The organism is Kitasatospora sp. NPDC001159 (assembly GCF_053598235.1).
In genome coordinates, this window is record NZ_JBSFJV010000104.1 from 1 (window position 1) to 25,682 (window position 25,682).

The 25,682-nt window shown below is 72.3% G+C and carries 21 protein-coding genes; 16 read left to right on the plus strand and 5 right to left on the minus strand.

Translation table 11 applies throughout. The features are described from left to right. Positions 1–134: 134 nt before the first annotated feature. The 4 genes from ACWC9T_RS34205 to ACWC9T_RS34220 form a co-directional block, all read right to left on the minus strand. On the minus strand, positions 135–2,573 hold the full coding sequence (locus ACWC9T_RS34205) for a transglutaminase family protein (protein WP_449824951.1): 2,439 nt from the start codon (positions 2,571–2,573) through the stop codon (positions 135–137). Then, complete coding sequence (locus ACWC9T_RS34210; RefSeq protein WP_449824952.1) at positions 2,570–3,892, minus strand: DUF58 domain-containing protein; 1,323 nt, start codon at positions 3,890–3,892, stop codon at positions 2,570–2,572. Before ACWC9T_RS34210 ends, ACWC9T_RS34205 begins: the two co-directional genes overlap by 4 nt. Position 3,893: 1 nt before the next feature. Continuing rightward, a complete protein-coding gene (locus ACWC9T_RS34215) occupies positions 3,894–4,940 on the minus strand; it encodes an AAA family ATPase (protein WP_396248177.1) in 1,047 nt (348 codons plus the stop codon). Between the two features lie 347 nt (positions 4,941–5,287). Beyond that, positions 5,288–5,830 (minus strand): beta-class carbonic anhydrase, encoded by a 543-nt coding sequence (locus ACWC9T_RS34220; RefSeq protein ID WP_449824953.1) that lies wholly within the window; start codon positions 5,828–5,830, stop codon positions 5,288–5,290. Between the two features lie 538 nt (positions 5,831–6,368). On the opposite strand from ACWC9T_RS34220, the gene rsmH reads away from it, so the two are divergent. The 16 genes from rsmH (at position 6,369) to ACWC9T_RS34300 (ending at position 24,974) form a co-directional block, all read left to right on the plus strand. Next, complete coding sequence (gene rsmH, locus ACWC9T_RS34225; RefSeq protein ID WP_449824954.1) at positions 6,369–7,343, plus strand: 16S rRNA (cytosine(1402)-N(4))-methyltransferase RsmH; 975 nt, start codon at positions 6,369–6,371, stop codon at positions 7,341–7,343. A gap of 126 nt (positions 7,344–7,469) precedes the next feature. Beyond that, positions 7,470–7,991 (plus strand): cell division protein FtsL, encoded by a 522-nt coding sequence (locus ACWC9T_RS34230; RefSeq protein WP_449824955.1) that lies wholly within the window; start codon positions 7,470–7,472, stop codon positions 7,989–7,991. Between the two features lie 98 nt (positions 7,992–8,089). Next, on the plus strand, positions 8,090–10,252 hold the full coding sequence (locus ACWC9T_RS34235; protein WP_449824956.1) for a penicillin-binding transpeptidase domain-containing protein: 2,163 nt from the start codon (positions 8,090–8,092) through the stop codon (positions 10,250–10,252). A gap of 6 nt (positions 10,253–10,258) precedes the next feature. Continuing rightward, positions 10,259–11,911: a UDP-N-acetylmuramoyl-L-alanyl-D-glutamate--2,6-diaminopimelate ligase gene (locus ACWC9T_RS34240; RefSeq protein ID WP_449824957.1), complete on the plus strand. Its 1,653-nt coding sequence runs from the start codon at positions 10,259–10,261 to the stop codon at positions 11,909–11,911. Continuing rightward, positions 11,908–13,311, plus strand: coding sequence for a UDP-N-acetylmuramoyl-tripeptide--D-alanyl-D-alanine ligase (locus ACWC9T_RS34245; RefSeq protein WP_449824958.1), 1,404 nt, complete (start codon positions 11,908–11,910; stop codon positions 13,309–13,311). Before ACWC9T_RS34240 ends, ACWC9T_RS34245 begins: the two co-directional genes overlap by 4 nt. Beyond that, the gene (gene mraY / locus ACWC9T_RS34250; protein WP_449824967.1) at positions 13,311–14,372 is read left to right on the plus strand and encodes a phospho-N-acetylmuramoyl-pentapeptide-transferase; all 1,062 of its coding nucleotides are present in this window, start codon (positions 13,311–13,313) and stop codon (positions 14,370–14,372) included. Before ACWC9T_RS34245 ends, mraY begins: the two co-directional genes overlap by 1 nt. After that, positions 14,369–15,826 (plus strand): UDP-N-acetylmuramoyl-L-alanine--D-glutamate ligase, encoded by a 1,458-nt coding sequence (murD, locus tag ACWC9T_RS34255; protein ID WP_449824959.1) that lies wholly within the window; start codon positions 14,369–14,371, stop codon positions 15,824–15,826. Before mraY ends, murD begins: the two co-directional genes overlap by 4 nt. Before the next feature lie 109 nt (positions 15,827–15,935). Continuing rightward, positions 15,936–17,243 (plus strand): putative lipid II flippase FtsW, encoded by a 1,308-nt coding sequence (gene ftsW, locus ACWC9T_RS34260; RefSeq protein WP_449824960.1) that lies wholly within the window; start codon positions 15,936–15,938, stop codon positions 17,241–17,243. 6 nt (positions 17,244–17,249) lie between these two features. Continuing rightward, on the plus strand, positions 17,250–18,356 hold the full coding sequence (gene murG / locus ACWC9T_RS34265) for an undecaprenyldiphospho-muramoylpentapeptide beta-N-acetylglucosaminyltransferase (RefSeq protein ID WP_355673388.1): 1,107 nt from the start codon (positions 17,250–17,252) through the stop codon (positions 18,354–18,356). After that, positions 18,349–19,125 (plus strand): cell division protein FtsQ/DivIB, encoded by a 777-nt coding sequence (locus ACWC9T_RS34270; RefSeq protein ID WP_449824961.1) that lies wholly within the window; start codon positions 18,349–18,351, stop codon positions 19,123–19,125. Before murG ends, ACWC9T_RS34270 begins: the two co-directional genes overlap by 8 nt. A 364-nt stretch (positions 19,126–19,489) precedes the next feature. Continuing rightward, the gene (ftsZ, locus tag ACWC9T_RS34275) at positions 19,490–20,722 is read left to right on the plus strand and encodes a cell division protein FtsZ (RefSeq protein WP_449824962.1); all 1,233 of its coding nucleotides are present in this window, start codon (positions 19,490–19,492) and stop codon (positions 20,720–20,722) included. After that, positions 20,719–21,450, plus strand: a complete 732-nt coding sequence (gene pgeF / locus ACWC9T_RS34280) for a peptidoglycan editing factor PgeF (RefSeq protein WP_449824963.1) — start codon at positions 20,719–20,721, stop codon at positions 21,448–21,450. The genes ftsZ and pgeF overlap by 4 nt, the downstream gene beginning before the upstream one ends. Beyond that, positions 21,450–22,259 (plus strand): YggS family pyridoxal phosphate-dependent enzyme, encoded by an 810-nt coding sequence (locus tag ACWC9T_RS34285; RefSeq protein ID WP_449824964.1) that lies wholly within the window; start codon positions 21,450–21,452, stop codon positions 22,257–22,259. Before pgeF ends, ACWC9T_RS34285 begins: the two co-directional genes overlap by 1 nt. 302 nt (positions 22,260–22,561) lie before the next feature. Further along, positions 22,562–23,170 (plus strand): cell division protein SepF, encoded by a 609-nt coding sequence (locus ACWC9T_RS34290; RefSeq protein ID WP_449824968.1) that lies wholly within the window; start codon positions 22,562–22,564, stop codon positions 23,168–23,170. 98 nt (positions 23,171–23,268) lie between these two features. Beyond that, a complete protein-coding gene (locus ACWC9T_RS34295) occupies positions 23,269–23,550 on the plus strand; it encodes a YggT family protein (protein ID WP_030282903.1) in 282 nt (93 codons plus the stop codon). Between the two features lie 59 nt (positions 23,551–23,609). After that, a complete protein-coding gene (locus ACWC9T_RS34300; RefSeq protein ID WP_449824965.1) occupies positions 23,610–24,974 on the plus strand; it encodes a DivIVA domain-containing protein in 1,365 nt (454 codons plus the stop codon). Positions 24,975–25,269: 295 nt separating this feature from the next. Here ACWC9T_RS34300 and ACWC9T_RS34305 read toward each other — a convergent pair. Further along, positions 25,270–25,682, minus strand: a 413-nt coding sequence (locus ACWC9T_RS34305) for a DUF5915 domain-containing protein (RefSeq protein WP_449824966.1), incomplete at its 5' end; no start/stop codon positions are given.

The following is a 25,682-nucleotide window of genomic DNA, read 5'->3' on the forward strand; positions in this document are numbered from 1 at the left end:
TGTGTTATTTTCTTTTTTTTTATGTTGTTCTATACATATAACGAGCAGAACCCCCACCCCCGACTCACCGGGGGGGGCGGGCAGTCGAATCGACTGCCCGCCCCGTCCTGTTCGCCCGCCCCGACCAGGACGGCTCAGGACTCCGGCGTGGACCGCTTGCGCCGGGTGAACACCTGCCGCACCGGGCCGGTGACCGCCTCGACGGCCCGGCCGACCCGCAGGCCGACGGCCGTACGGGCCGCCCGCACCGCGTCCGAGATCCGCCACCACAGCTGCGCCGCGGACGGCGGCAGCAGCAGCGCCCTGGCCCGGCCCATCCGGCCGGCGCCGGCCCGCAGACCGCGCCGGGCGGTACGGACGTCGGCGGCCAGCGGCGCCGTGGTGACCTGCCCGGCCGGGGCGTAGAGCACCCGTTCGGTGGCCAGTGCCAGTCGTCCGGCGGCCGCCGCCGCGTCCGCGTCCAGTTCCGCCTTTTCGGTGATCCGCCGGGCGGCCGAGCGCGGGGTGCGTGCCTCGTCCGGGGGAATTCCGAGGTCCCAGGCGGAGTCGATCAGCTCGTCCCAGGCGTCCAGCACCTGGGCGTCGGTCAGCTCGACCGCGCCGTCCCCGCCGGGTCGGCGCCGTCCGGCGCCGCCGAGCCGACGACGGCGCAGGGCCGCGCGCCAGAACATCGGGGCGAGCAGCAGTGCGATCACCACCAGCACCGCGGCCAGCGTGCCGAGCACCTGCGGGGAGAGCAGCCAGGACTGCTCGTCCGCCCTGGCGTCGGCCTTGTTCTTGGAACCGCAGTCGCCCAGCTGGCGCTGCTTGGCGGTGCAGTCCGAGCTGTTGCTCGGCGCCGGGACGGCGGCCGCGCTCGACGCGGCTGCGGTCGCCTGCTGGGTGGGCGCGCTGGTCGGGGCGCTGGACGCCTCCTGGTAGTGGGCCGGGACACCGCGGCTCGGGGTCGGCTCGAAGCGCATCCAGCCGTAGCCGGAGAAGTACAGCTCGGGCCAGGCGTGGTACATCCGGCCGGTGACCGAGTAGACGTCGCCGCCCTTGCTGTCGCCGGGGGTGAAGCCGACCGCGACCCGGGACGGGATCTTCAGCACCCGGGCCATCGCCGCCATGGTGGAGGCGAAGTGCACACAGAAGCCCCGGCGTTCGCGCAGGAAGACCGCGATGGCGTCGCTGCCGGTGCCCCCCGCGACGGCGGTGTCGTACTTGAACTGCGGGCCGGTGAACCAGTTCACCAGCGCCGTCGCCCGGTCGTAGTCGTTCTGGGCGTTGGCGGTGACGGCCCTGGCCTGCTCGGCCACCACCGGCGGCAGGTCGGCGGGCAGCGCGGTGTAGTGGTCCCGGATGTCCTGCGGGGCGAGCGGCGCGGCGCGCAGTTCTCCGGCGGTGGGCCGCAGGTCCAGCGAGGTGACGTGGTAGCGCAGGCCGCGGATCGCCTTGTCGTTGGTCGGCACCACGGTGCGGGTCAGCGGGTCGAGCTTCCAGTCGCCGCGGTTGGGGACCTGGACGGAGGCGGCCGGGTACGGCATCGGCAGCCAGCTCTTCTCCAGCCGGTCGCTGACCTGGAAGTCGCCCTCGATCCGGGGGACGTTGGTGGTGCGCAGGCCCTCGGGGGAGGGCAGGGTGGCCGGGAGGTCGCTGACGACGGGGCTGCTGAGCTTCCAGTTGGTGCCGTCGAACTGGTCCAGCGACCCGGTGCGCAGGTAGATCTGGTCGGCCAGGTCGCTGTCCAGGGTGTAGGTGAGCAGCTCGGAGTCGGTCGGCTTGGTGATCGCGGACTCCAGGCTGACCAGCGGGTCGAGGCTGGTCGACACGCTGCCCGCGGTGCCCTTGCCGGAGGAGCCGCCGGAGTCGGAGTCCAGCAGCCCCAGGTCCCAGCGCGGCAGGAAGACCGGCAGCAGCAGCGCCAGCCCCAGCGCCAGGACGCCGACCTGCTGGCCGCCCGGGCTGACCCGGCTGGAGTTGACCGTGCCGCGCACGCCGCCGCGGAAGACCCGGCCCCAGCGGGAGACCCGGTCCTGGCCCTCGGCGAACAGCAGCACCAGGTATCCGGCCGCGGCCAGGCCGAACCAGACCCAGCTGCCGTGATTCCCGGCCAGGCGGTTGCCGATCGAGTACAGCGCCAGCAGCGGCAGCCCGGCCAGCGCCGAGCGCCGGTAGGTCACCGCGACGGTGTCCACCAGGACGGAGATCAGGCCGACGGAGGAGACCAGGATCAGCCGCAGCCCGGCGGTGGGCGGCGCCGGGATGGCGTACTGCTTGATGTCGTCGATGCCGGCGGAGAAGACCTGGCTGAGCACCCGCATCGCGTTCGGGCCGGGCAGCACGCCGCCGGTCATCCCGGAGCCGGCGAAGCCGATCAGCATCAGCAGGAGCAGCACCAACAGCTGCGCGACCGGGACCGTCCAGCGGTACAGCGGGGAGCGGCGCAGGCCCGCGCCGACCGCCGCGATCACGGCGATCACCAGGACGGCGTGGGTGAGCCAGCTCCGGGTGGCGAGCAGCGGGAGCATGCACAGCGAGGCGAGGGCGGTGGCCAGCGCCGAGTACACGGTCAGTTTGGCCCGGGTGGTCACGCGCCGGCCTCTTCTCGGTAGGGGGCGGTGGTCTTCGCGCCGTCGGCGGCCCGCCACAGGTCCGGTACGGAGTCCCCGGCGCGTACCGGCAGGACCGTCCAACCGGCCTCGCGCAGCTGCCGCACCCGGTTGCGGAACTCGTCGCCGCCGGTGTTCGGGGCGAGCATCCGCAGGCCGGTCCAGGTGCCGGTGTCGAGCAGGAAGGCGATCGCCCCGCCGGTACGGCTGCGCAGCCGGGCCAGCCGGGCGGTCTGGGTCTCGTCCAACTCACCGAGGACGGCGACCAGCAGGCCCTCGCCGCCGGCCCGCAGCGGCTCCTCGGCGCGGGAGAGCCCGCCGCCGTCGGAGAGGTCGGCGACCGCGAGGGCGTCCAGGATCAGCCCGGAGGTGTCGGCGGGGATGTTGCTGCCGCCGGTGCCGGGCCCGGGCACCCACCGGCCGGTGTCGGTCAGCAGCTGGGTCTGGTAGCCGCGCTCCAGCAGGTGCACGGCGACCGAGGCGGCGCAGCTGACCGCCCACTCGAAGGAGGAAGCCGGGCCGCTGCCGCGGTGGCCGATCTCGCGGGTGTCCAGCAGGACGGTGGCCCGGGCCTTCTGCGGCTGCTCCTCGCGGCGCACCATCAGCTCGCCGTACCGGGCGGTGGAGCGCCAGTGCACCCGGCGCAGGTCGTCGCCCGGCCGGTACTCGCGCAGGATCACGTCGTCGTCCCCGGCCAGCGCCAGGGTACGGGTGTGGCTCTCGCCCTGGCCGTTCCACTCACCGCTGAGTCGGACGTGCGGCAGCGCCTGGACCTGCGGGACGACGGTGAGCACGTCGGAGGCGGTGAAGGCGCGGTTGACCTCGCACATCCCGAACGGGTCGGACAGCCGCAGGTGCAGCGGCCCGAGCGGGTAGCGGCCGCGCAGGTCGGAGCGGACCCGGTAGGAGACCTCGCGGAAGCCGCGCGGCTCGACCCTGTCCAGCACGAAGCGCGGGCGCGGCCCGAGCACGTACGGGACCCTGTCCTCCAGGAGCAGCAGCCCGGTGGGGACCCGGGAGACGTTGTCGACCCGCAGGTGGACCCGGGCCTCCTGGCCGGCGATCGCCCGGTGCGGGCTGAGCCGGCGGCCGCTGGCCACCCGGTAGCGGGTGCTGGCGACCACCAGGGCGGCGGCCAGCGGCAGCGCGGCGAGCAGCACGCCGACCCGCAGCAGGGCGTCCTGGTTGAGCAGGTAGGCGCAGACCACCGCGGTCAGTCCGGCCGCGAGGAAGGAGCGGCCCCGGGTGGTGAGGCCGCGAAGTCCGGCCCGCAGTCCGCCCGTCGGATCCGATGAGGCCACCTCAGCCCCTCCGGACGGCCGGGCCGCCCTGCGGACGCGGCAGCGGCAGCCGGGCGACCAGGTCGGCCACGATCTGCTCGGAGGTACGGCGGCTGAGCTGGGTCTCGGCGGTCGGCATCAGGCGGTGCGCGAGGACCGGCACGGCGAGGCGCTGGATGTCGTCCGGGGTGACGTAGTCGCGCCCGTCCAGCGCGGCGGCGGCGCGGGCGGCCCGGACCAGGTGCAGGGTGGCGCGCGGCGAGGCGCCCAGGCGCAGCTCGGGGCTGGTGCGGGTGGCGGCGACGAGGTCGACGGCGTACCGGCGGACCGGGTCGGCGATGTGCACGGTGCGGACCAGGTCGACCAGCTTGAGGATGTCGGCGGCGTGCGCGACCGGCTGGAGGTCGGCCAGCGGGTTGGCGCCGGCGTGCACGTCGAGCATCGCGAACTCGGCCTCGGGGCTGGGGTAGCCGATCGAGATCCGGGCCATGAAGCGGTCCCGCTGGGCCTCCGGGAGGGGGTAGGTGCCCTCCATCTCGACCGGGTTCTGGGTGGCGACGACCATGAACGGCGAGGGAAGCTCGTAGCTGGTGCCGTCGATGGTGACCTGGCGCTCCTCCATGGACTCCAGCAGCGCGGACTGGGTCTTGGGCGAGGCGCGGTTGATCTCGTCGCCGACCACGATCTGGGCGAAGATCGCGCCCGGGCGGAACTCGAAGTCGTGCCGCTGCTGGTCGTAGATGTTGGTGCCGGTGACGTCCGAGGGCAGCAGGTCGGGGGTGAACTGGATGCGGCGCACCGTGCAGTCGACCGAGCGGGCGAGCGCCTTGGCCAGCATGGTCTTGCCGACGCCGGGCACGTCCTCCAGCAGCAGGTGGCCCTCGGCGAGCAGGACGGTCAGGGCGATCCGGACGGCCTCCGGCTTGCCCTCGATCACGCTCTCGATGTTGGCGCGGACGCGGTCCACGACCGCGGCGAGCTCGGGGAGCCCGACCTGGTGGTACCCGTTCGCCCTCTGTTCGCCCCCCGCAGGACTGCCGAGACCGGCCTGATCGTTGTAGCTCGTCACCCGTTTACGCTCCCTGGCACCTGTGCCCGCCTCACTCGAGGCCGGACCCCACCCCATGCTTGACGCGGCCGTCCCGGAGGCGGTTCCGACGGCGGATCCGGAGCCGGGGTGGCGGCCTGCGGCCCGGCCGCCCCAGGTGGTTCGGGGTCCGGCCGGCAGGCGCATTCTCCCCCGCCCGGTGGCCGGAAGTCACCATTCGGCCGTCCCCGAATGCCCGGACGCCGTGACTCGCCCGCTCGATTCCGGGCGCTCCTGACCCGACGCCGACGGTCGGCGCTCCCTCGCTCCTCCCTTTCGGCGTCGGCGTGCCCTTCGGCTCGGGGCGGGGCCCCGCGAGCGGGCGAGTATCAGGCGATCTCGCGCAGGAGTCCGGTGTGGACGTCGAAGACGAAGCCGCGGACGTCGTCGGTGTGCAGCAGGAATGGGGAGGTGCGCACCCGCTGCATGGACTGGCGGACGTCGCCGTCCAGGTCGACGAAGGCCTCCACCGCCCACTGCGGGCGCTGGCCGACCTCCAGTTCCAGCTCGCGGCGGAAGTCCTCGGTCAGCCCGAGCAGGCCGCAGCCCGTGTGGTGGATCAGCGCGATCGAGCGGGTGCCGAGGGCGCGCTGGCTGATGGTCAGGGAGCGGATGGTGTCGTCGGTGACGACGCCGCCCGCGTTGCGGATGACATGCGCGTCGCCCAGTTCGAGGCCGAGCGCCGCGAACAGGTCGAGGCGGGCGTCCATGCAGGCCACCACGGCGATCTTCTGCACCGGGCGGGCGTCCATGCCGCCGTCCCGGAAGGTCACCGCGTACTCGCGGTTGGACGTCACGAAACGGTCGATGATGGTGGGTCGGGTGGTGTCGGCAGCGGCGTTCGGCGTGGGCCGGTCGGGGGTCACTGTCATGGTGGCGACGTTAGTGCGATTCAGGGGCCCGCGGTGGGGTGAGGAGCTACAGAACAGGCCGTTGTGATCGAGCGCATAGCGACAACGGGAGGGTTTGTCCGGGCTGGTCCCGGAGTGGGTTCGTACCCGGTCTCTCGACGGGGCGCGCGGCGCTCGTGGAACCTCCCCGCTCGGCACCTTCGACGGACCGTGCCGACGGCTGCGACCTGCGGTGATCCGTACCGCCGCCCGGGTGGTGCGCCGGAGCGGACCATTGACTGCCGAGGCCCGCGCGATAGAGTTGCGGCGCAGTGGAGCACACCCGCCGGAGCCCGTCAACCGGGCCTCGCCGGCCGGTGTGGCCCGGTCGATGCGGCTCGTGGCCTCCACCCGCTCCGTGCCCACCTGGCGCACCTTCCCCGGCGCCGGGCGGTCACGACCTTCCCCAAGAGCGGGCGGGGACCACGGGCCGCGTCGTCGTGCCGGGAGACGGTGGGCGAGAATGGTCGCAGCTCCCGGACGTCGGGCTGCTCCGCACCGAGGAAGGGCGCCACCGCGCATGACCACCAATGAGCCGGGTCCCAAGCATGTTCCGGTGATGCTTCAGCGGTGCATGGACGCGCTGGCCCCGGCGATCTCGCGGCCCGGTGCGGTGGTGGTGGACGCCACCCTCGGCCTCGGCGGGCACAGCGAGGCGCTGCTCACCCAGTTCCCGGAGGTCCGGCTGGTCGCGGTGGACCGCGACCCGCAGGCGCTGAAGCTGTCCGGCGAGCGGCTGGCCCGGTTCGGCGACCGGGCCACCCTGGTGCACGCGGTGTACGACGAGATCCCCGAGGTGCTGGAGCGCCTGGGCATCGACCGGGTGGACGGGATCCTGTTCGACCTCGGCGTCTCCTCGATGCAGCTGGACGAGGCCGACCGCGGCTTCGCCTACGCGCAGGACGCGCCGCTGGACATGCGGATGGACCAGACCCGGGGGATCAGCGCGGCGGAGGTGCTGAACACCTACAGCCACGGAGACCTGGCGCGGATCCTCAAGGTCTACGGCGAGGAGCGGTTCGCCGGGAAGATCGCCTCGGTCATCGTGCGGGAGCGGGCCAAGGAACCGTTCAGCAACAGCGCGCGTCTGGTCGAGTTGGTGCGCAACGCCATTCCGGCGGCGACCCGCCGGACCGGCGGGAACCCGGCCAAGCGGACGTTCCAGGCGCTGCGGATCGAGGTCAACGGCGAGCTGGAGGTCCTGGACCGGGCGATCCCGGGGGCGCTGGACGCCCTGGCGCTGGGCGGCCGGATCGTCGTGATGTCGTACCAGTCGCTGGAGGACCGGTTGGTGAAGCAGTACTTCGCCGCCGGGGCGACCAGCACCGCCCCGCCGGGGCTCCCGTTCATCCCGGAGGAGCACCAGCCCTGGCTCAAACTGATCACCCGCGGTGCCGAGCTGGCCACCGAGGAGGAGATCGAGGAGAACCGGCGCGCCGCGCCCGTACGGCTGCGGGTGGCGGAGAGGATCAGGGACCGAAGCAAGCGGGGCTGAGTCCCGGCGGGGTCCGAAGGGCGGAGGAAAGCAGTGGGGCCGGTGGCCGGTGAGGTCCGGGCGGGGCGGGGAGGACTCCCCGGGCAGGGCAGGGCGCGCATCACGGTCCGACCGGGGCGGCGCCCCGTGCGGGGGCGCACACCGTTCGCGGTGCTCGTGGTGGTGCTGCTGGCCGGCGGCTTGTTCGGGCTGCTCGCGCTGAACACCGCGCTCAACGAGGGCTCCTTCGAGCTGTCCCGGCTGCAGAAGCAGACCACCAAGTCGACCGACGAGCAGCAGAGCCTCCAGCACGAGATCGACCAGAGCTCGGCCCCGGACGCGCTGGCCAAGCGAGCCGCCGAGCTGGGCATGGTCCCGGCCGGGGGGATGGCCTTCCTGGACGTGCCGAACGGCGGCAAGGTTGTCGGCACGCCCGGACCGGCGCAGGACAGCCCGCCGGTGAAGCGGTCGACGGTCGATCCGTGGCCGACGAAGGCCTCACCGGGCGCGCAGGGCGCCCCGGCGCCCTCGGCGCAGCCCACCGCGCAGCCGACCACCCCGGCGGCCGCCACGCCGGTGCCGACTCCGGCGGCTTCGGCCGGTGACTCGGTGATCCAGCTCAATCCGGTCTCGCCCGCGCCCGGGCAGCACGGGGGTGGCAACCGGTGACGACTCCACGTCAGCCGTCGGGCTCGGGCTCCGGTTCGGGCCGCCGTCAGCCGCCGCGCAGCGGTGCCCCGCGCCCCGCCGCAGGCCGGAGCCAGCCCTTGAAGGGGCAGCCCGCGAAGGGTCAGAGCGCCCGCAGCCAGCCCGCCAAGGCGCAGCCCGCGCGCAGCCAGTCGGCGAAGGCCCAGCCCGCCAAGGCCCAGCCGTCCAAGGCGCAGCCCGCGCGCAACCAGTCGGCCAAGGCGCAGCCCGCCAAGCCCGCCGTCGCCCGTACCCCGCGCGCGCCGCAGCAGCGCCGCTCCGAGGGCCGTCCGCCGGCCCGCAGCCAGGCGGCGGTGCGACCGCGTCCGAAGACCCGCCCGCCGCAGCGCCCCAAGGCGCTGAAGCTGGCCGAGCCGAAGCGCCGGCTGCGGGTGATCACCGTGGTGCTGTCCCTGGTGTTCTCCGTCTTCGCCGGGCGCCTGGTCCAGCTCCAGCTGGTGGACGCCGACGCGCTGGCCGCGGACGCCAACACCAACCGCTACCTGAACATCCCGATCACCGCCGAGCGCGGCTCGATAACGTCCTCCGACGGGGTCGCGCTGGCGGCGACCGTGGACGCGTACGACATCACCGCCGACCCGGCGATGTTCACCCCGGACGCGACCGGCATCCCGGACGCGCCGGAACAGGCGGCCGCCCTGCTGTCGCCGGTCCTCGGCGTGTCCAAGGAGAAGCTCGCCGCCGACCTGCACACCCCCAAGACCCGCTACAAGCGGCTCGCCGCCCAGCAGACCCCGGCCGCCAAGAACCAGATCAGCGACCTGAAGTCGACCCTGGAGCGGCAGGCCGGCTCGCGCGCCTGCCAGGCCCAGAAGAAGCTGCTCGGCAAGCCCGCCGACCAGGGCGGGCGCACCCGGGTGGACAACGAGTGCGCCAACCCGCTGGCCGGCGTCTTCAACCGGGAGACCCAGAAGCGGATCTACCCGGCGGACGGGTTGGCCGCCAACCTGGTCGGCTTCGTCAACGGCGAGGGCGAGGGCGCCGGCGGACTGGAGCTGCAGTACCAGAAGATGCTGGCCGGCAAGGACGGCCGCAGCAGCTACGCCCAGGCGGGCGGCCGGCTGGTGCCCACCGCCGGGGGCTCGATGGACGCGGCCGTGCCCGGCAGCGACGTCAAGCTGACCATCAACCGGGACATCCAGTGGGCGGCCCAGAAGGCGATCACCGACCAGGTGGCCAACTCCGGCGCGGAGAAGGGCTACGTGGTGGTCCAGGACGTGAAGACCGGCCAGGTCCTCGCGATGGCCACCGCACCCGGTTTCAACCCCAACGATCTCAGCCTCTCCAAGCAGTCCCAGATGGGCAACCCCGCCCTGGTCGACGCCTACGAACCGGGCAGCACCGCCAAGCTGATGAGCCTGGCCGCCGTCCTGGACTCCGGCAAGGCCAACTGGGACACCAAGGTCACCGTGCCGAACCGGCTGGTCCGGGCCGGCCAGCAGTTCAAGGACGACGTCGAGCACGGCGACTGGTACCTGACCTTGGCCGGGGTGCTGGCGAAGTCCTCGAACATCGGCACCATCGAGGCGATCGAGACCCTGGGTGACGGCGACCAGCTGAAGGCCAACCAGGTGCTGGACGGCTACATGCGCAAGTTCGGCGTGGCCCAGCCGACCGGCCTGAACTTCCCGGGGGAGACCCCCGGGATGCTCAAGAAGCCGGAGGACCTGGTCGCCTCGGAGAAGTACAACATCTCCTTCGGTCAGGGTCCGCTGCAGATGAACGCGCTGCAGGCCACCTCGGTGTACTCGACCATCGCCAACGGCGGGGTCCGGGTCGCGCCCAGCATCGTCCAGGGCACCACCGGGCCGGACGGCAAGTTCACCCCGGCCCCGCCGGGCGAGCAGACCCGGGTGGTCAGCGAGCAGACCGCCAGGACCCTCACCTCGATGCTGGAGTCGGTCGTCGACGACGAGCAGGGCACCGGCGGCAAGGCCGCCATCCCCGGCTACCGGGTCGCCGGCAAGACCGGTACCGCCAACCGGGGGGCCGCCAGCGGGGTCGGCTACGACGGCTACACCGCCTCCTTCATCGGCTTCGCCCCCGCCGACGCCCCCAGGGTCACCGTCTCCTGCACCCTCCAGGGCCCGGTCAACGGCCACTTCGGCGGCCAGCTGTGCGGGCCGGTGTTCAAGCAGGTGATGGAGTTCACCCTGAAGACCCTGCAGGTCCCGCCTAGCGGCAGCCAGGCGCCCAACCTGCCCGTCGAGTGGAAGCCGTGAGCGCACATGAGCAACCAGCGGGCCGGTGTGCCCGGCGACGCCGCGAAGACCCGGTTTGGCCCTGGGCACCCTTCGGCGGATAGCCTTCCCGCCGTGCCGAAATCCGATCAAACCACCGTGGGTCCGCCCCGCCCGAGCGGGACCGCAGCCCTGCCGCTCGCCGAGCTGGCCGCTCAGCTGGGCCTGCCGCCCGTCGAGGGCGGCGCCGTCACCGGCGTCACCCACGACTCCCGTGCGGTGCGCCCGGGCGACGTGTACGTGGCCTTCCCGGGCGCCAACCACCACGGCGCGGCCTTCGCGGCCAAGGCCGCGGAAGCCGGCGCGGTGGCCGTGCTCACCGACCCCGCGGGCGCCGAGCTGGCCTCCCCCACCGGGCTGCCGCTGCTGGTCGTCGACCGGCCGCGGGCCCGGATGGGCGAGCTGGCCGCGATCGTCTACGGCCGCCCGTCCGAGCGGCTGCTGATGATCGGGCTGACCGGTACCAACGGCAAGACCACCACCTCGTACCTGGTCGAGGGCGGTCTGCGCGGCGCCGGGCGCAGCCCCGGCGTGATCGGCACCGTGGAGATGCGGGTCGGCGAGGAGCGGATCAAGAGCGAGCGCACCACCCCCGAGGCCACCGACCTGCACGCGATCCTCGGCGTGATGGCCGAGCGCGGCGCGGACGCGGTGACCATGGAGGTCTCCAGCCACGCCCTGGTCTTCGGCCGCACCGACGGGGTGGCGTACGACGTCGCGCTGTTCAACAACCTCACCCCCGAGCACCTCGACTTCCACCCGGACATGGAGGACTACTTCCAGGCGAAGGCCCGGCTCTTCCAGCCTGGCAAGTCCCGCCGCGGCGTGGTCAACCTGGACGACGAGTACGGCCGCCGGCTGGTCGCCGAGGCGAAGATCCCGGTGACCACCTTCTCCGCCACCGGCGCCGCCGAGGCCGACTGGCGGGCCGTGGACGTCCAGCTAGGGCCGGTCGGCTCCACCTTCCGGGTGCTCGGCCCGGACGGCGCCCAGGCGGACGCCTCCGTCCCGCTGCCCGGCCCGTTCAACGTCTCCAACGCGCTGGCCGCGATCACCACGCTGGTCGCCGCCGGGCTGCCGCTGGAGCGGGCCGTGGCCGGCGTCGCCGCCGTCCCCGGAGTGCCGGGCCGACTGGAGCGGGTGGACGCCGGACAGCCGTTCGTCGCGGTCGTGGACTACGCCCACAAGCCGGACGCCCTGCAGGCCGTCCTCGCCTCGCTCCGCGAGGTCACCAAGGGCAGGCTGCACGTGGTCGTCGGCTGCGGCGGCGACCGCGACCCCCACAAGCGCGGCCCGATGGGCGCCATCGCCGCCCGCCTCGCCGACACCGCCCTGCTGACCAGCGACAACCCACGCAGCGAGGACCCGCTGGCGATCCTCGCCAGCATGCTGACCGGCGCCGCCGCGGTGCCCGAGGCCGAGCGCGGGGCCGTCCTGGTCGTCCCCGACCGGGCCGAGGCGATCCAGCTCGCGGTCGCCCGCGCCCAGGCGGGGGACACCGTGCTGGTGGCCGGCAAGGGCCACGAGCTCGGCCAGTACGTACGAGACGAGATCCGCCCCTTCGACGACCGGGAGGTGCTGCGCGAATCCATCGCGCGGACCACGGCCGCCCGGGGCGACCGAGGAGTAGAGCAGCAGTGATCGCACTGACCCTCGCCGAGGTGGCCGCCGCGGTCGGCGGCACCCTGGACGGCGCGGACCCGGACGTCCTGGTCACCGGCCCGGTCGAGGTCGACTCGCGGAAGGTGTGCCCCGGCGGCCTGTTCGCGGCCTTCGTCGGCGAGCACGTGGACGGCCACGACTACGCCGCCACGGCGGTCGAGGCCGGCGCCGTCGCGGTGCTGGCCTCCCGCCCGGTCGGCGTGCCCGCCGTCCTGGTCGACAGTGTGGTGGACGCGCTCGGCAAGCTGGCCCGCGCCGTGGTCGCCCGCGCCGAGGCCACCGCCGTGGTCGCGCTGACCGGTTCGGCCGGCAAGACCAGTACCAAGGACCTGATCGCCCAGCTGCTCCAGCGCCACGGCGAGACCGTCTTCCCGCCCGGCTCGCTCAACAACGAGATCGGCCACCCGATGACCGCGCTGCGGGTCGAGGCCGGCACCCGGCACCTGGTCATGGAGATGGGCGCCCGGCACAAGGGCGACATCGAGTACCTCACCTCGATCACCCCGCCCCGGATCGGCCTGGTGCTCAACGTCGGCACCGCCCACGTCGGCGAGTTCGGCTCCCAGGAGGCGATCGCCGAGGCCAAGGGCGAGCTGGTCGAGGCGCTGCCCGCCGAGGGCGCCGCGATCCTCAACGCGGACGACCGACTGGTGCGCGCGATGGCCTCCCGGACCAAGGCGAAGGTGGTCTACTTCGGGGAGTCCCCGGAGGCCCACGTCCGGGCCACGGACGTTCGCCTGGACGCCACCGGACGGCCATCGTTCACGCTCACCACCCCGGCCGGTTCCGCTCCCGTGCAGCTGCGCCTGTACGGTGAGCACCACGTCTCGAACGCCCTCGCCGCCGCCGCGGTGGCGATGGAGCTCGGGATGACCGTCGACGACACCGCGGCAGCCCTGGGCGAGGCGGGTGCGCTGTCCCGCTGGCGCATGGAGGTCGTCGACCGGGCCGATGGTGTCACCGTCATCAACGACGCCTACAACGCGAACCCCGACTCGATGCGGGCCGCGCTGCGGGCGCTGGTCTCGATGGGCGGCCGCGGTCCGGAGCGCCGCCGCACCTGGGCGGTGCTCGGCGAGATGCGGGAGCTCGGCGAGGACAGCCTGGCCGAGCACGATGCCATCGGGCGGCTCGCCGTCCGGCTGGACGTCACCAAGCTGGTGGCGGTCGGTGGACGCGAGGCGGCCTGCATGGAACTCGGCGCGAGGAACGAAGGTTCGTGGGGTGAGGAGTCGGTGCTGGTGTCCGACGCGGACGCGGCGGTCGAGCTGCTGCGCAGTCAGCTGCGGCCGGGGGATGTGGTCCTGGTGAAGGCGTCCCGTTCGGTGGGGTTGGAGAAGGTGGCCGAGGCCCTCCTGGCGGACGGTGCTGCCCGATGATGAAGCAGATCCTCTTTGCCGGGATGATCGGCCTGATCCTCTCGCTGGTCGGCACGCCCGCGCTGATCAAGCTGCTCGCCCGACAGGGCTACGGCCAGTACATCCGCGACGACGGCCCCAAGGCGCACCACAGCAAGAAGGGCACGCCCACCATGGGCGGCATCGCCTTCATCCTGGCGACCCTGATCGCGTACTTCGGGACAAAGGCGATAACGGGCGACACCCCGACCGCCTCCGGTCTGCTGGTGCTCTTCCTGACCACGGGCCTCGGCCTGGTCGGCTTCCTGGACGACTACATCAAGGTGGTCAAGCGCCGCTCGCTGGGCCTGCGGGCCAAGGCGAAGCTGGCCGGCCAGTCCATCGTCGGCCTGGTGTTCGCCGTCCTGGCGCTGCAGTTCCACGACGACCGCGGGCTCAGCCCGGCCTCCCAGTCGCTGTCCTTCGTGCGCGACTTCAAGTGGTCGATCGGCCCGGTGCTGTTCGTCATCTTCGCCTACTTCATGATCGCGGCGACCTCCAACGGCGTGAACCTGACGGACGGCCTGGACGGCCTCGCCACCGGCGCCTCGGTGATGGCCTTCGGCGCCTACACCTTCATCGGCGTCTGGGAGTACACCCAGAGCTGCGCCTACTTCATCTCCGCCACCGGCGCGTGCTACGACGTCCGCGACCCACTGGACCTCGCGGTGGTGGCCTCCGCCCTGATGGGCTCCTGCTTCGGCTTCCTGTGGTGGAACACCTCGCCCGCCAAGATCTTCATGGGTGACACCGGCTCGCTCGCCCTCGGCGGCGCCCTGGCGGGCCTCGCGATCTGCTCCCGCACCGAGCTGCTGCTGATCCTGCTCGGCGGCCTCTTCATGATCATCACCCTGTCGGTGATCATCCAGGTCGGCTCCTTCCGGATGACCGGCAAGCGCGTCTTCAAGATGGCACCACTGCAGCACCACTTCGAACTCAAGGGCTGGAGCGAGGTCCTGGTCGTGGTCCGCTTCTGGATCATCCAGGGCCTGTGCGTGGCCGTCGGCCTCGGCCTCTTCTACGCGGGATACCGGACCGGATGACGAACCCTCAGATGATCAAGCCGCAGTTCAACAACCTGCCCGTGGTGGTCGCCGGTCTCGGCGTCTCGGGCATCAGCGCCGCGCGCGTCCTGAACGGGCTCGGCGCGAGCGTCACCGTGGTCGACGGCGGCAGCGGCGAGGGACTCAAGGCCCGCGCCGCCGAGCTGGAGGCACTGGGCGTCGCGGTGCGCCTCGGCGACGGCGCGAGCCTGCCCGAGGGCACCCGGCTGATCGTCACCTCGCCCGGCTGGGCCCCCGACAGCCCGCTGTTCGCCGCCGCCGAGGCGGCCGGCGTCCCGGTCTGGGGCGACGTCGAGCTGGCCTGGCGGCTGCGCAAGCCGCTGCCGGGCACCGGCGAGCCCGCCCCCTGGCTGGCGGTCACCGGCACCAACGGCAAGACCACCACCGTCCAGATGCTCGCCTCGATCCTCACCGCGGCCGGCAAGCGCACCGCCGCCGTCGGCAACGTCGGGGTCTCGGTGCTGGACGCGGTGCTCGCCGAGGAGCCGTACGACGTGCTCGCCGTCGAGCTCTCCAGCTACCAGCTGCACTGGGCGCCCTCGCTGCGCCCGTACTCGGCCGCGGTCCTCAACCTGGCACCCGACCACCTCGACTGGCACGGCTCGATGGAGGCGTACGCGGCCGACAAGGGTCGGATCTACGAGGGCAACGTGGTCGCCTGCGTGTACAACCTGGCCGACCCGGCCACCGAGGCGCTGGTCCGCGAGGCCGACGTCGAGGAGGGCTGCCGGGCGATCGGCTTCGGGCTCGGCGCGCCGAGCCCGTCGAACTTCGGCGTGGTGGACGGCCTGCTGGTGGACCGTGCCTTCGTCGAGGACCGGACCAAGAACGCGGCCGAGCTGGGCGCCGTCGAGGACGTCAACCCGCCGGCCCCGCACAACATCGCCAACGCGCTCGCCGCGGCGGCGCTGGCGCGGGCCTACGGGGTCGAGCCGAAGGCCGTCCGGGAGGGCCTGCGGGCGTTCCGTCCGGACGCCCACCGGATCGCCGAGGTCGGCGTGGTCCGCGAGGTCACGTACGTCGACGACTCCAAGGCCACCAACACCCACGCCGCGGCCGCCTCGCTGGCCGCCTACCGGCCGATCGTCTGGATCGCCGGCGGCCTGGCCAAGGGCGCGACCTTCGACGACCTGGTCCAGGGCGCGGCCGAGCGGCTGCGCGCGGTCGTGCTGATCGGCCAGGACCGGGCGCTGATCCGCGAGGCGTTGGAGCGACACGCTCCGGATGTGCCGGTGATCGAGGCGGCCGAGGGCCAGACTGGCGCGGTGGCGATGACCGAGGTGGTTCGCGCGGCCGCGTCGCTCGCCCGATCGGGTGACACCGTGCTGCTGGCCCCGGCCTGCGCCTCGATGGACATGTTCACCAACTACGGCGAGCGCGGCGACCTGTTCGCGGCGGCCGTCCGGGAGCTGGCGAACCCTTCCGGCGAGTGAGCGGCCGTTCGAGGCGAACGAGCCGCAGAGATTGGAGCGGGGAGCGGTGGCGGGGCAGGGCAGGGCGGATTCCGGCGTTGGGAAGCAGGACGCCGCCGAGCCGTGGCGAGTGATCTCCGCCACCACGACCAAGTACAAGTCGGCCGGTCCGCTGGGCCGTCTGCAGGCCTTCCGGGCCCGTGTACGGTACTGGCTGGACCGGCCGCTCACGCCGTACCTGCTGGTCGTCGGCACCACGCTGCTGCTGGTGGTGCTGGGCCTGATGATGGTCTTCTCGGCCTCGCAGATCCTGGCCCTGAACCAGCACCACACGGCGCAGTACTACTTCCTCAAGCAGCTGATCGCGGCCATCCTCGGCCTGGTCCTGCTGGTCGGCTTCGCCTCCGTTCCGGTGGCGGTGCTTCGGGTGATCGTCTACCCGGTGATGTTCGGGGTGATCGGCGCGCTCGCGCTGGTCGCCGTGCCCGGCGTCGGGGTGCGGATCAACGGCAACCAGAACTGGCTGGACTTCGGGTTCTTCCAGTTCCAGCCCTCCGAGTTCGCCAAGCTCGCGCTGGTGCTCTGGGGTGCCGACCTGCTCGCCCGCAAGCAGAAGGCCGGCACCCTCACCTCGTGGAAGCACTTGCTGGTGCCGCTGGTGCCGGGCGCCCTGCTGCTGCTCGCGCTGATCATGATCGGCGGTGACATGGGCACCTCGATGATCCTGGTGGCCATGGTGTTCGCGCTGCTCTGGATGGTCGGCGCGCCGCTGCGGCTGTTCGTGGCCACCCTCGGGGTGGCCGTCGTGGTCTGTACCGCCCTGGTGATCACCGTCCCGCACCGGGCCGAGCGCCTGGGCTGCATCGGCGTCACCAAGCTCGACCCGGAAGGCGCCTGCTTCCAGGCCCTGCACGGCGTGTACTCGTTCGCGCTCGGCGGCGGCTTCGGCACCGGCCTCGGCGCGGGCGTGGAGAAGTGGGGCCAGCTGCCCGAGGCGCACACCGACTTCATCTTCGCCGCGACCGGCGAGGAACTGGGCCTGGTGGGGACGCTGTCGGTGATCGGTCTCTTCGCGGCACTAGGCTACGCGGGTATCCGTGTGGCCATCGGTACGAAGGACCCCTTCGTCAGGTACGCCGCGGGAGCCGCCACCACCTGGATCATGGCGCAGGCCATGATCAACCTGGGGTCGGCACTGGGACTGCTGCCCATCGCGGGCGTCCCGCTCCCGCTGTTCTCCTACGGCGGTTCCGCCATGCTGTCGGCCATGTCCGCGATCGGGGTGCTGCTGTGCCTGGCACGCAGTTCCTCGGGCGCGAAGGCGGCCCTGGCCGCCCGGAGCAAGAACTCCCGGATCAGGAAGCGACTGGCCCGGGTGCTGTCACGACGACGAACCACAGCGCGCCCGGCCCCCGGGCCGGCACGCAGGGAGCGGTGAATTTCGGTGCATGTCGTACTCGCTGGCGGGGGGACCGCCGGCCACATCGAGCCGGCCATGGCCCTCGCGGACGCCCTCCGCAGGCACGACCCGTCCATCGGGATCACCGCCCTGGGCACCGAGCGTGGTCTGGAGACCCGACTGGTGCCCGAGCGCGGCTACCAGCTGGAGCTCATCCCGGCCGTGCCGCTGCCCCGCAAGCCCACCCCTGAGCTGATCACCGTCCCCGGCCGACTGCGCGGCACCGTCCGGGCCGCCCAGGAGATCATCGAGCGGGTCAACGCCGATGCCGTGGTCGGCTTCGGCGGCTACGTCTCGATGCCCGCCTACCTGGCCGCCAAGCGGGCCGGGGTGCCGATCGTGGTGCACGAGGCCAACGCCCGCCCGGGCCTGGCCAACAAGATCGGCGCCCGCTACACCGACTTCGTCGCCGTCTCCACCCCGGACAGCAAGCTGCGCGACTCCCGGTACATCGGCATCCCGCTGCGCCGGACCATCGCCACCCTGGACCGCAACGCCACCCGGCCGGAGGCCCGCCAGTACTTCGGCCTCGACCAGCGGCTGCCCACCCTGCTGGTCTCCGGCGGCTCCCAGGGCGCGCGCCGGCTGAACGAGACCGTCACCGCGATCGCCCCGCGGCTGCAGCAGTACGGCGTGCAGATCCTGCACGCGGTCGGCCCGAAGAACGAGCTGCCGCAGGTCGCGGACGTCCCCGGGATGCCGCCGTACCGCCCGGTGCCGTACATCGACCGGATGGACCTCGCCTACGCCGCCGCCGACCTGATGCTCTGCCGGGCCGGCGCCATGACGGTGGCCGAGCTGGCCGCGGTCGGCCTGCCCGCCGCCTTCGTGCCGCTGCCGATCGGCAACGGCGAGCAGCGGCTGAACGCCCAGCCGATGGTCAAGGCCGGCGGCGGTCTGCTGGTGGACGACGCCGAGCTGACCCCGGACTGGGTGTTGCAGAACGTGCTGCCGGTGCTCACCGACCCGCAGCGGCTCTGGGACATGAGCCGGGCCGCGGCCGAGTTCGGCCGCCGGGACGCCGACGACCTGCTGGTCGGCATGGTGTACGAGGCGATCCAGGCCCACCGGGGTGGCCGGCGCCGTGGCTGACGGTCGGCCCGCCGACCCTCTGGACGAGGAACTGGAGGGGGAGGAGTTCGCTCCCCGTCTCCGACTCTCCCGGCGGGGCATCGTGGTGCTGAGCGTGCTCGTCGCCTCGGTGCTGGGCGGGCTTGCCTGGCTGGTGTTCTACTCCTCGGTGCTGGACGTGCGCGATGTCGCCGTCCAGGGCACCACCGACGAGAAGCTGACGTCGGACCAGGTCCGCGAGGCGGTCGGCGGGCTGGCCGGCGGCCCGCTGTCCCGGGTGGACCTGGCCGAGGTCGAGCACCGGGTGGAGGCGATCCCCCGGGTGGCCAAGGCCGAGGTGTGGCGGGGCTGGCCGCACACCCTGCAGGTCAAGGTGGTGCAGCGGACGGCCGTGGCCGCCGTCAAGGGGGACGACGGCCAGTTCACCCAGGTGGATGCCGCCGGAGTGAGCTTCGCCACCGAGGCGGCCCCGCCTGCGGGTGTGCCGGTGGTGGAGCTGCGGCTCAGTCAGCAGGCCAAGGACGTGGACGGGGTGATCTCCCGGGCGCAGCTGGTGCAGGGCGCGGCGGCGGTGGCCGCCGGGCTTCCGCCGGAGATCGCCAAGCGGGCCGGATCGGTCCTCGTGCACTCCTACGACGACATCGAACTGCAGCTCAGCGGGGGTGCGACGGTGCGCTGGGGCAGCCCGGAGAAGAACGACCGCAAGGCCCGGGTACTGCAGGCGCTGATGGCCCAGAAGGGCACCAACTTCGACGTGACTGCGCCGGAGGCGCCGGCCGTGTCCGGGTGATCCACTAGATTCTGTGCCCGAGGGAGGGGTTGACGCCTCGAAGTGTCGGCCCGACCCTTGGTGGTCACCCCGGTTTCCGTTGCCGGCCGATGATCACATAGGCTCAAAAGAAAAAGGGAAGCTCGGCGTGTTCGTTGAAACACGTGCCCGGAGCCACCTAGTGTCCTGTGTCACCAGACTGTGTCCCCTGGTGATGTGACGGAGGCACAGGATTAACCCTAAAGGTCAAGTTTAGGGTTGGGGTCGGCGGTCGGCATTTCGGACATTAAGTCAGAAACCAGGCTCCCTACCCATCGACATCCGTCGGTACGACCCCTCGCCCGGGTCGGGCCGACCCGGAAATTCGAGGCGAGAGGCCTTCGACGTGGCAGCACCGCAGAACTACCTCGCAGTCATCAAGGTCGTCGGTATCGGCGGCGGTGGTGTCAACGCCATCAACCGGATGATCGAGGTCGGTCTCAAGGGCGTCGAGTTCATCGCGATCAACACCGATGCGCAGGCCCTCCTCATGAGCGACGCCGACGTCAAGCTCGATGTGGGCCGTGAACTCACCCGGGGCCTCGGCGCCGGCGCCAACCCCGAGGTCGGCCGCAAGGCCGCCGAGGACCACCGCGAGGAGATCGAGGAGGTCCTCAAGGGGGCCGACATGGTCTTCGTGACCGCCGGTGAGGGCGGTGGCACGGGCACGGGCGGCGCGCCCGTCGTCGCCAACATCGCCCGGTCGCTGGGCGCCCTGACCATCGGCGTGGTCACCCGCCCCTTCACCTTCGAGGGCCGTCGCCGGGCCAACCAGGCCGAGGACGGCATCGCCGCCCTGCGCGAAGAGGTCGACACCCTCATCGTGATCCCGAACGACCGACTGCTGTCCATCTCGGACCGCCAGGTCAGCGTGCTCGACGCGTTCCGCTCGGCGGACCAGGTCCTGCTCTCCGGTGTCCAGGGCATCACCGACCTGATCACCACCCCGGGCCTGATCAACCTCGACTTCGCCGACGTCAAGTCCGTCATGTCGGACGCCGGCTCGGCGCTCATGGGCATCGGCTCGGCCCGCGGCGAGGACCGCGCCAAGGCGGCCGCCGTGATGGCGATCTCCTCGCCGCTGCTGGAGGCCTCGATCGACGGCGCCCGCGGCGTGTTGCTGTCCATCTCGGGCGGCTCCGACCTCGGTCTGTTCGAGATCAACGAGTCGGCCCAGCTGGTCAGCGAGGCCGCTCACCCCGAGGCCAACATCATCTTCGGTGCGGTCATCGACGACGCGCTCGGCGACGAGGTGCGGGTCACCGTCATCGCGGCCGGCTTCGACGGCGGTCAGCCGCCGGCCATCGTCCGCGACCCGGTGGTGAAGTCCACCGCCCCCGCCGCCCCGGCGACCCCGCCGGCCGCCCCGGAGCGCCCGGCCGGCCGGCCGTCGTACGGGAGCATCGGTTCGGTGACCTCCCGTTCGGAGGGGGAGGCCCCGGCCGCCCCGGCCCGTTCGGCCGAGACCCCGGCCACCGCGACCGCCGCCGCCCCGGTGCCGCCGCAGGTGCAGCCGGTCCGGCAGCCGTTCGTGGAGAGCCCGGCCGAGGAGCTCGACGTCCCGGACTTCCTTAAGTGATCGATCACGCGGTACGCGCGGGTGCTCACTTCGCCTTCACCGACCGGTGGGGCGGGGTGAGCACTTCGCCGTACGGGGAGCTCAACCTCGGCGGCGCGGTGGGGGACGACCCGGAGGCCGTCCGGGAGAACCGGGCGATCGCCGCCCGGGAGCTGGGGCTGAACCCGGCCGACGTGGTCTGGATGAACCAGGTGCACGGCGCCGAGGTCGCCGTGGTGACGGAGCGCCAGCCGCTGGGGGAGGCCCCCACGGTGGACGCGGTGGTCACCGACCGGCCGCTCGCGCTCGCGGTGCTGACCGCGGACTGCACCCCGGTGCTGCTGGCGGACCCGGTGGCGGGCGTGGTGGGCGCGGCCCACGCGGGCCGGCCCGGGCTGGCGGCCGGGGTGGTGCCCGCGGTCGTCAAGGCGATGGTCGAACTGGGGGCCGAGCCGGCGCGGATCGCCGCCGCCACCGGCCCCGCGGTCTGCGGCCGCTGCTACGAGGTGCCGGCCGGACTGCGCGCCGAGGTCGCCGAGGCGGTCCCGGCGGCCTTCGCCGAGACCACGTGGGGGACCCCGGCGCTGGACGTGCCGGGGGGAGTCGCGGCACAGCTGGCGGCGGTGGGGGTCACCCGGCTGGTGCGGTCACCGGTCTGCACCCTCGAATCCGCCGATCACTTCTCCTACCGCCGCGAGCAGCGCACGGGTCGGCTCGCGAGCTACGTCTGGTTGGGCTCTGATCACTGATGACGAACGACATCTTCGGACCGTTCCCGGGCGGACCAGGCCCTTTCTTCCCTGACGAGAGCTGGCTGAAGGCTCTGACGGAGGGCCAGCGGGCCCGGTACGAGGAGCTGGGCACCAACCTCGACGTGGTCGAGCGCCGGATCGCGGACGCCTGTGCGGCCGCCGGGCGTCCGCGCGAGGACGTCACCCTGATCGTCGTCACCAAGACCTACCCGGCCGAGGACACCGCGCTGCTGGCCGGACTGGGTGTGACGGATGTCGCGGAGAACCGCGACCAGGACGCCGGGCCCAAGGCGGAGCGGTGCAGAAACCTTCCTCTCGCCTGGCACTTCGTCGGACAGCTGCAGACCAACAAGGTCCGCTCGGTCGTCCGGTACGCGAACCACGTGCACTCGGTGGACCGGCTGCGGCTGGTCGAGTCGCTCTCGGCGGCGGTGCTCAAGTCCGAGCGGCCCGAGCTGGGTTGCCTGGTGCAGGTGGCGCTGGACAAGGAGCACGGCGAGGGTGGCCACCGGGCCGGGGTCGCCCCCGAGGACGTCGCGGAACTCACCGACGCGATCGCCGACACGCCCGGGCTGCGGCTGGACGGTGTGATGACCGTCGCCCCGCTGGCCGGTCCGCTGGCCGGCGATCCGGCCCGTGCCTTCGATCGGTTGGCGGAAATCGCAACCGCCGTACGGGCGGCCCATCCTGCTGCCACCATGGTCTCCGCAGGGATGAGCGGTGACCTTGAGCAGGCGATTGCCGCCGGGGCGACACATGTGCGCGTCGGAACGGCGGTACTCGGAGTGAGGTCACCCCTCGGGTAACGTCACCGAGTAAGTAGATCAGACTGCAGGACAAAATAGGACAGAAACTAGCAGCTTTTCGAAGCGCTAGCCAACCGTGGATCGCAGCTCCGCGGCCCCACCCAGGAACCCTGACGGCGCGTCGCCTTGACGGGCCGTCGTGGGCGGAACCGCGGAATCCGCAGGCAGGGCCGCCCGGCCTGGCCGCCGGGGCGTAGCAGGTCCCACGGAGCGAGCGGAGCGAGCGACCATCAGAAGGTGCGCGTTTCGCGAATCAGCCACCGAGCGCCAGCGAGGTGGCCATGAGCGGAGGAGACAGGAGCATGGCCGGCGCAATGCGCAAGATGGCGGTCTACCTCGGCCTCGTGGAGGACGAGACGTACGACGGCCAGGGGTACGACCCCGACGACGACTACGACGCGGACCCCGAGCCGATCCGTACCGGGCAGCGGACCGAGGACATTCCCCGGCCGGCCGCCGCCGCAGCACCTGCTCCGGTCTCCTCGATCACCCCGCAGCCGGTCCCGGCGGCGGTGCCGATCCGGCAGGAGACCCCGAGGATGGCCCCCGTGTCGTCCATCACACCCGAACGCCGCCACAACCTGGAGAAGAGCGCCCCGGTGATCATGCCCAAGGTAGTGAACGAACGAGAGCCCTACCGCATCACCACGCTGCACCCGCGGACCTACAACGAGGCCCGTACCATCGGGGAACAGTTCCGCGGCGGGACCCCTGTGATCATGAATCTGACCGAGATGGACGACACCGACGCGAAGCGGCTCGTAGACTTCGCCGCTGGACTCGTCTTCGGTCTGCACGGCAGTATCGAGCGCGTGACGCAGAAGGTGTTCCTGCTGTCGCCTGCTAACGTCGATGTCACGGCGGAAGACAAGGCTCGGATCGCCGAGGGTGGGTTCTTCAACCAGAGCTGACCCGGCCACGACTTTACGTGTGGATCTGATCAACAGTGGTTGGCGACAGGTAACGAGCGGCAGGCCCTAGGGCCCGGGACCGGGGAGAGGGAAACGCGATGGACATCGTGTGGGCGGTGCTCTACTACGCCCTGACCGTCTTCCTGGTGTTCCTGCTCGTGCGACTGGTCATGGACTGGGTCTTCCAGTTCGCGCGTTCGTGGCGGCCCGGCAAGGCCATGGTCCTGGTCCTGGAGGCCACGTACACTGTCACGGATCCGCCGCTCAAGCTTCTTCGGCGGTTCATTCCGCCGTTGCGTTTCGGGGGCGTGGCGCTCGACCTGTCCTTCTTCGTACTGATGATCATTGTGTATGTCCTGATCTCGCTTGTGCACCCCTAGTCGTAGGTGAGCGATGCGACAGGATGCCGGTGTGCCGACGATCACGTTGAGGTGAAGAGATGCCATTGACCCCCGAGGACGTTCGGAACAAGCAGTTCACGACCGTCCGCCTGCGTGAAGGCTATGACGAGGACGAGGTCGATGCCTTCCTCGACGAGGTCGAGGCGGAGCTGACCCGCCTCCTCCGGGAGAACGAGGACCTGCGGGCCAAGCTGGCCGCCGCGACTCGCGCTGCCGCGCAGAACCAGGCCAACATGCGGAAGGAGCCGCCGCAGGACGCGCCGCGTCCGGCCGCGCCCGTGCCGGCCGCCATATCCGGCCCGCCGGTTCCCGGCCAGCAGGGTCCGGGTGGTCCGCAGCAGATGGGCCCCGGTGGTCCGCAGCAGATGGGTCCGGGTGGTCCCCAGCAGCAGATGGGCCCCGGCGGCCCGCAGCAGCAGATGGGCAACCAGCCGCTCGGCCTGCCCTCCGGCGCCCCGCAGCTCCCGGCCGGTCCGGGTGGTCCCCAGCAGATGGGCGGCCCGCAGCAGCAGATGAACCAGACCATGGGCGGCCAGCAGCAGCTGGTCCAGCCGATGGGCGGTCAGATGCTCCAGCCCATGGGCGGTCCCGGTGGCCCGCAGCAGATGGGCAACCCGATGGGCCAGGGCATGGGCCAGCAGCAGATGCAGCCGATGGGCGGCCCCATGGGCGGCCCGCAGCAGATGGGCGGCCCCATGGGCGGCCCGATGCAGCAGCAGGGCCCCGGCGGCGACAGTGCCGCGCGTGTGCTGGCGCTCGCCCAGCAGACCGCCGACCAGGCGATCTCCGAGGCCCGTTCCGAGGCCAACAAGATCGTCGGCGAGGCGCGCAGCCGTGCCGAGGGCCTGGAGCGCGACGCGCGTGCCAAGGCCGATGCCCTGGAGCGGGACGCGCAGGAGAAGCACCGCGTCGCGATGGGGTCGCTGGAGTCCGCTCGGGCCACGCTGGAGCGCAAGGTCGAGGACCTGCGTGCGTTCGAGCGTGAGTACCGGACGCGCCTGAAGTCGTACCTGGAGACCCAGCTGCGTCAGCTGGAGTCGCAGGCCGACGACTCGCTCGCCCCGCCGCGGATCCCCGCCACCGCGTCGCTGCCGCCGGCGGCCTCGTCGATGGCTCCGACCGGTGCGAGTGCGATGACCTCCGGTGCGCCGTCCTTCGGTGGGAACCAGCCGTCGTTCGGTGGCAGCTCGCCGTCGTTCGGTGGGCAGAGTTCCTTCGGCGGGAACGTGCCGGCGCCGAGCTTCGGTGGGCAGGCTGCCGGTGGCAACAGCGGTGCTCCGCAGATGCAGCCGGCCGGGATGACCCAGCCGATGGCGGCCGTCCGGCCGCAGCCGCCGCAGCCGATGCAGCAGGCTCCGGCGCCGATGCGGGGCTTCCTGATCGACGAGGACGGCGACAACTGAGGTTGTGGCCCGGCTCTTTGAGGGCGTCCCCTTTCTGACCTTCGGGTCGGGGAGGGGGCGCCCTCTCTGTGTTGGGGAGAGCGGGGCAGGGGGCTGAGGAGGGCCGGATCGGGGGAGGGCTTGCGGGTGCGGGAAGGGGACTTCCGCTGCGCGCAGTTCCCCGCGCCCTTGTCGGGGCGCGGGGAAGGGGCAGGAGAAGAGGGGGCGCGCGGGGCAGGGGAGGGGCGCGGGGGGGCGGGTAAACGCGGAACCGCCGCCCGGCTCGGGAGCTGGGCGGCGGTTCCTGTGGGGTTGGTCAGGCCTTGCGGAGCTGGAAGGCGAGGCCGAGGGATTCGTCGGTGAAGGTTTCGGAGTTCCAGTCGGCTGCGCCGGCGGCGAAGTCGGTGGCGAGGACCTCTTCGGCGACGAGGGTGCCGTGTTCGGCGATGGCCTCGGCGGTCTCCTCGGTGCTGGCGCGCCAGCGGAGGACGATGCGGTCGGCGACGTCCAGGCCGGAGTTCTTGCGGGCCTCCTGGATCTGGCGGATGGCGTCGCGGGCGATGCCGAGGCGCTTGAGCTCCGGGGTGATGGCCAGGTCGAGGGCGACGGTGGCGCCGGACTCGTTGGCGACGGCCCAGCCCTCGCGCGGGGTCTCGGTGATGATGACCTCGTCGGGGGAGAGGGTGATCGTCTCGCCGTCCAGCTCGACGCTGGTCTGGCCGTTGGCGC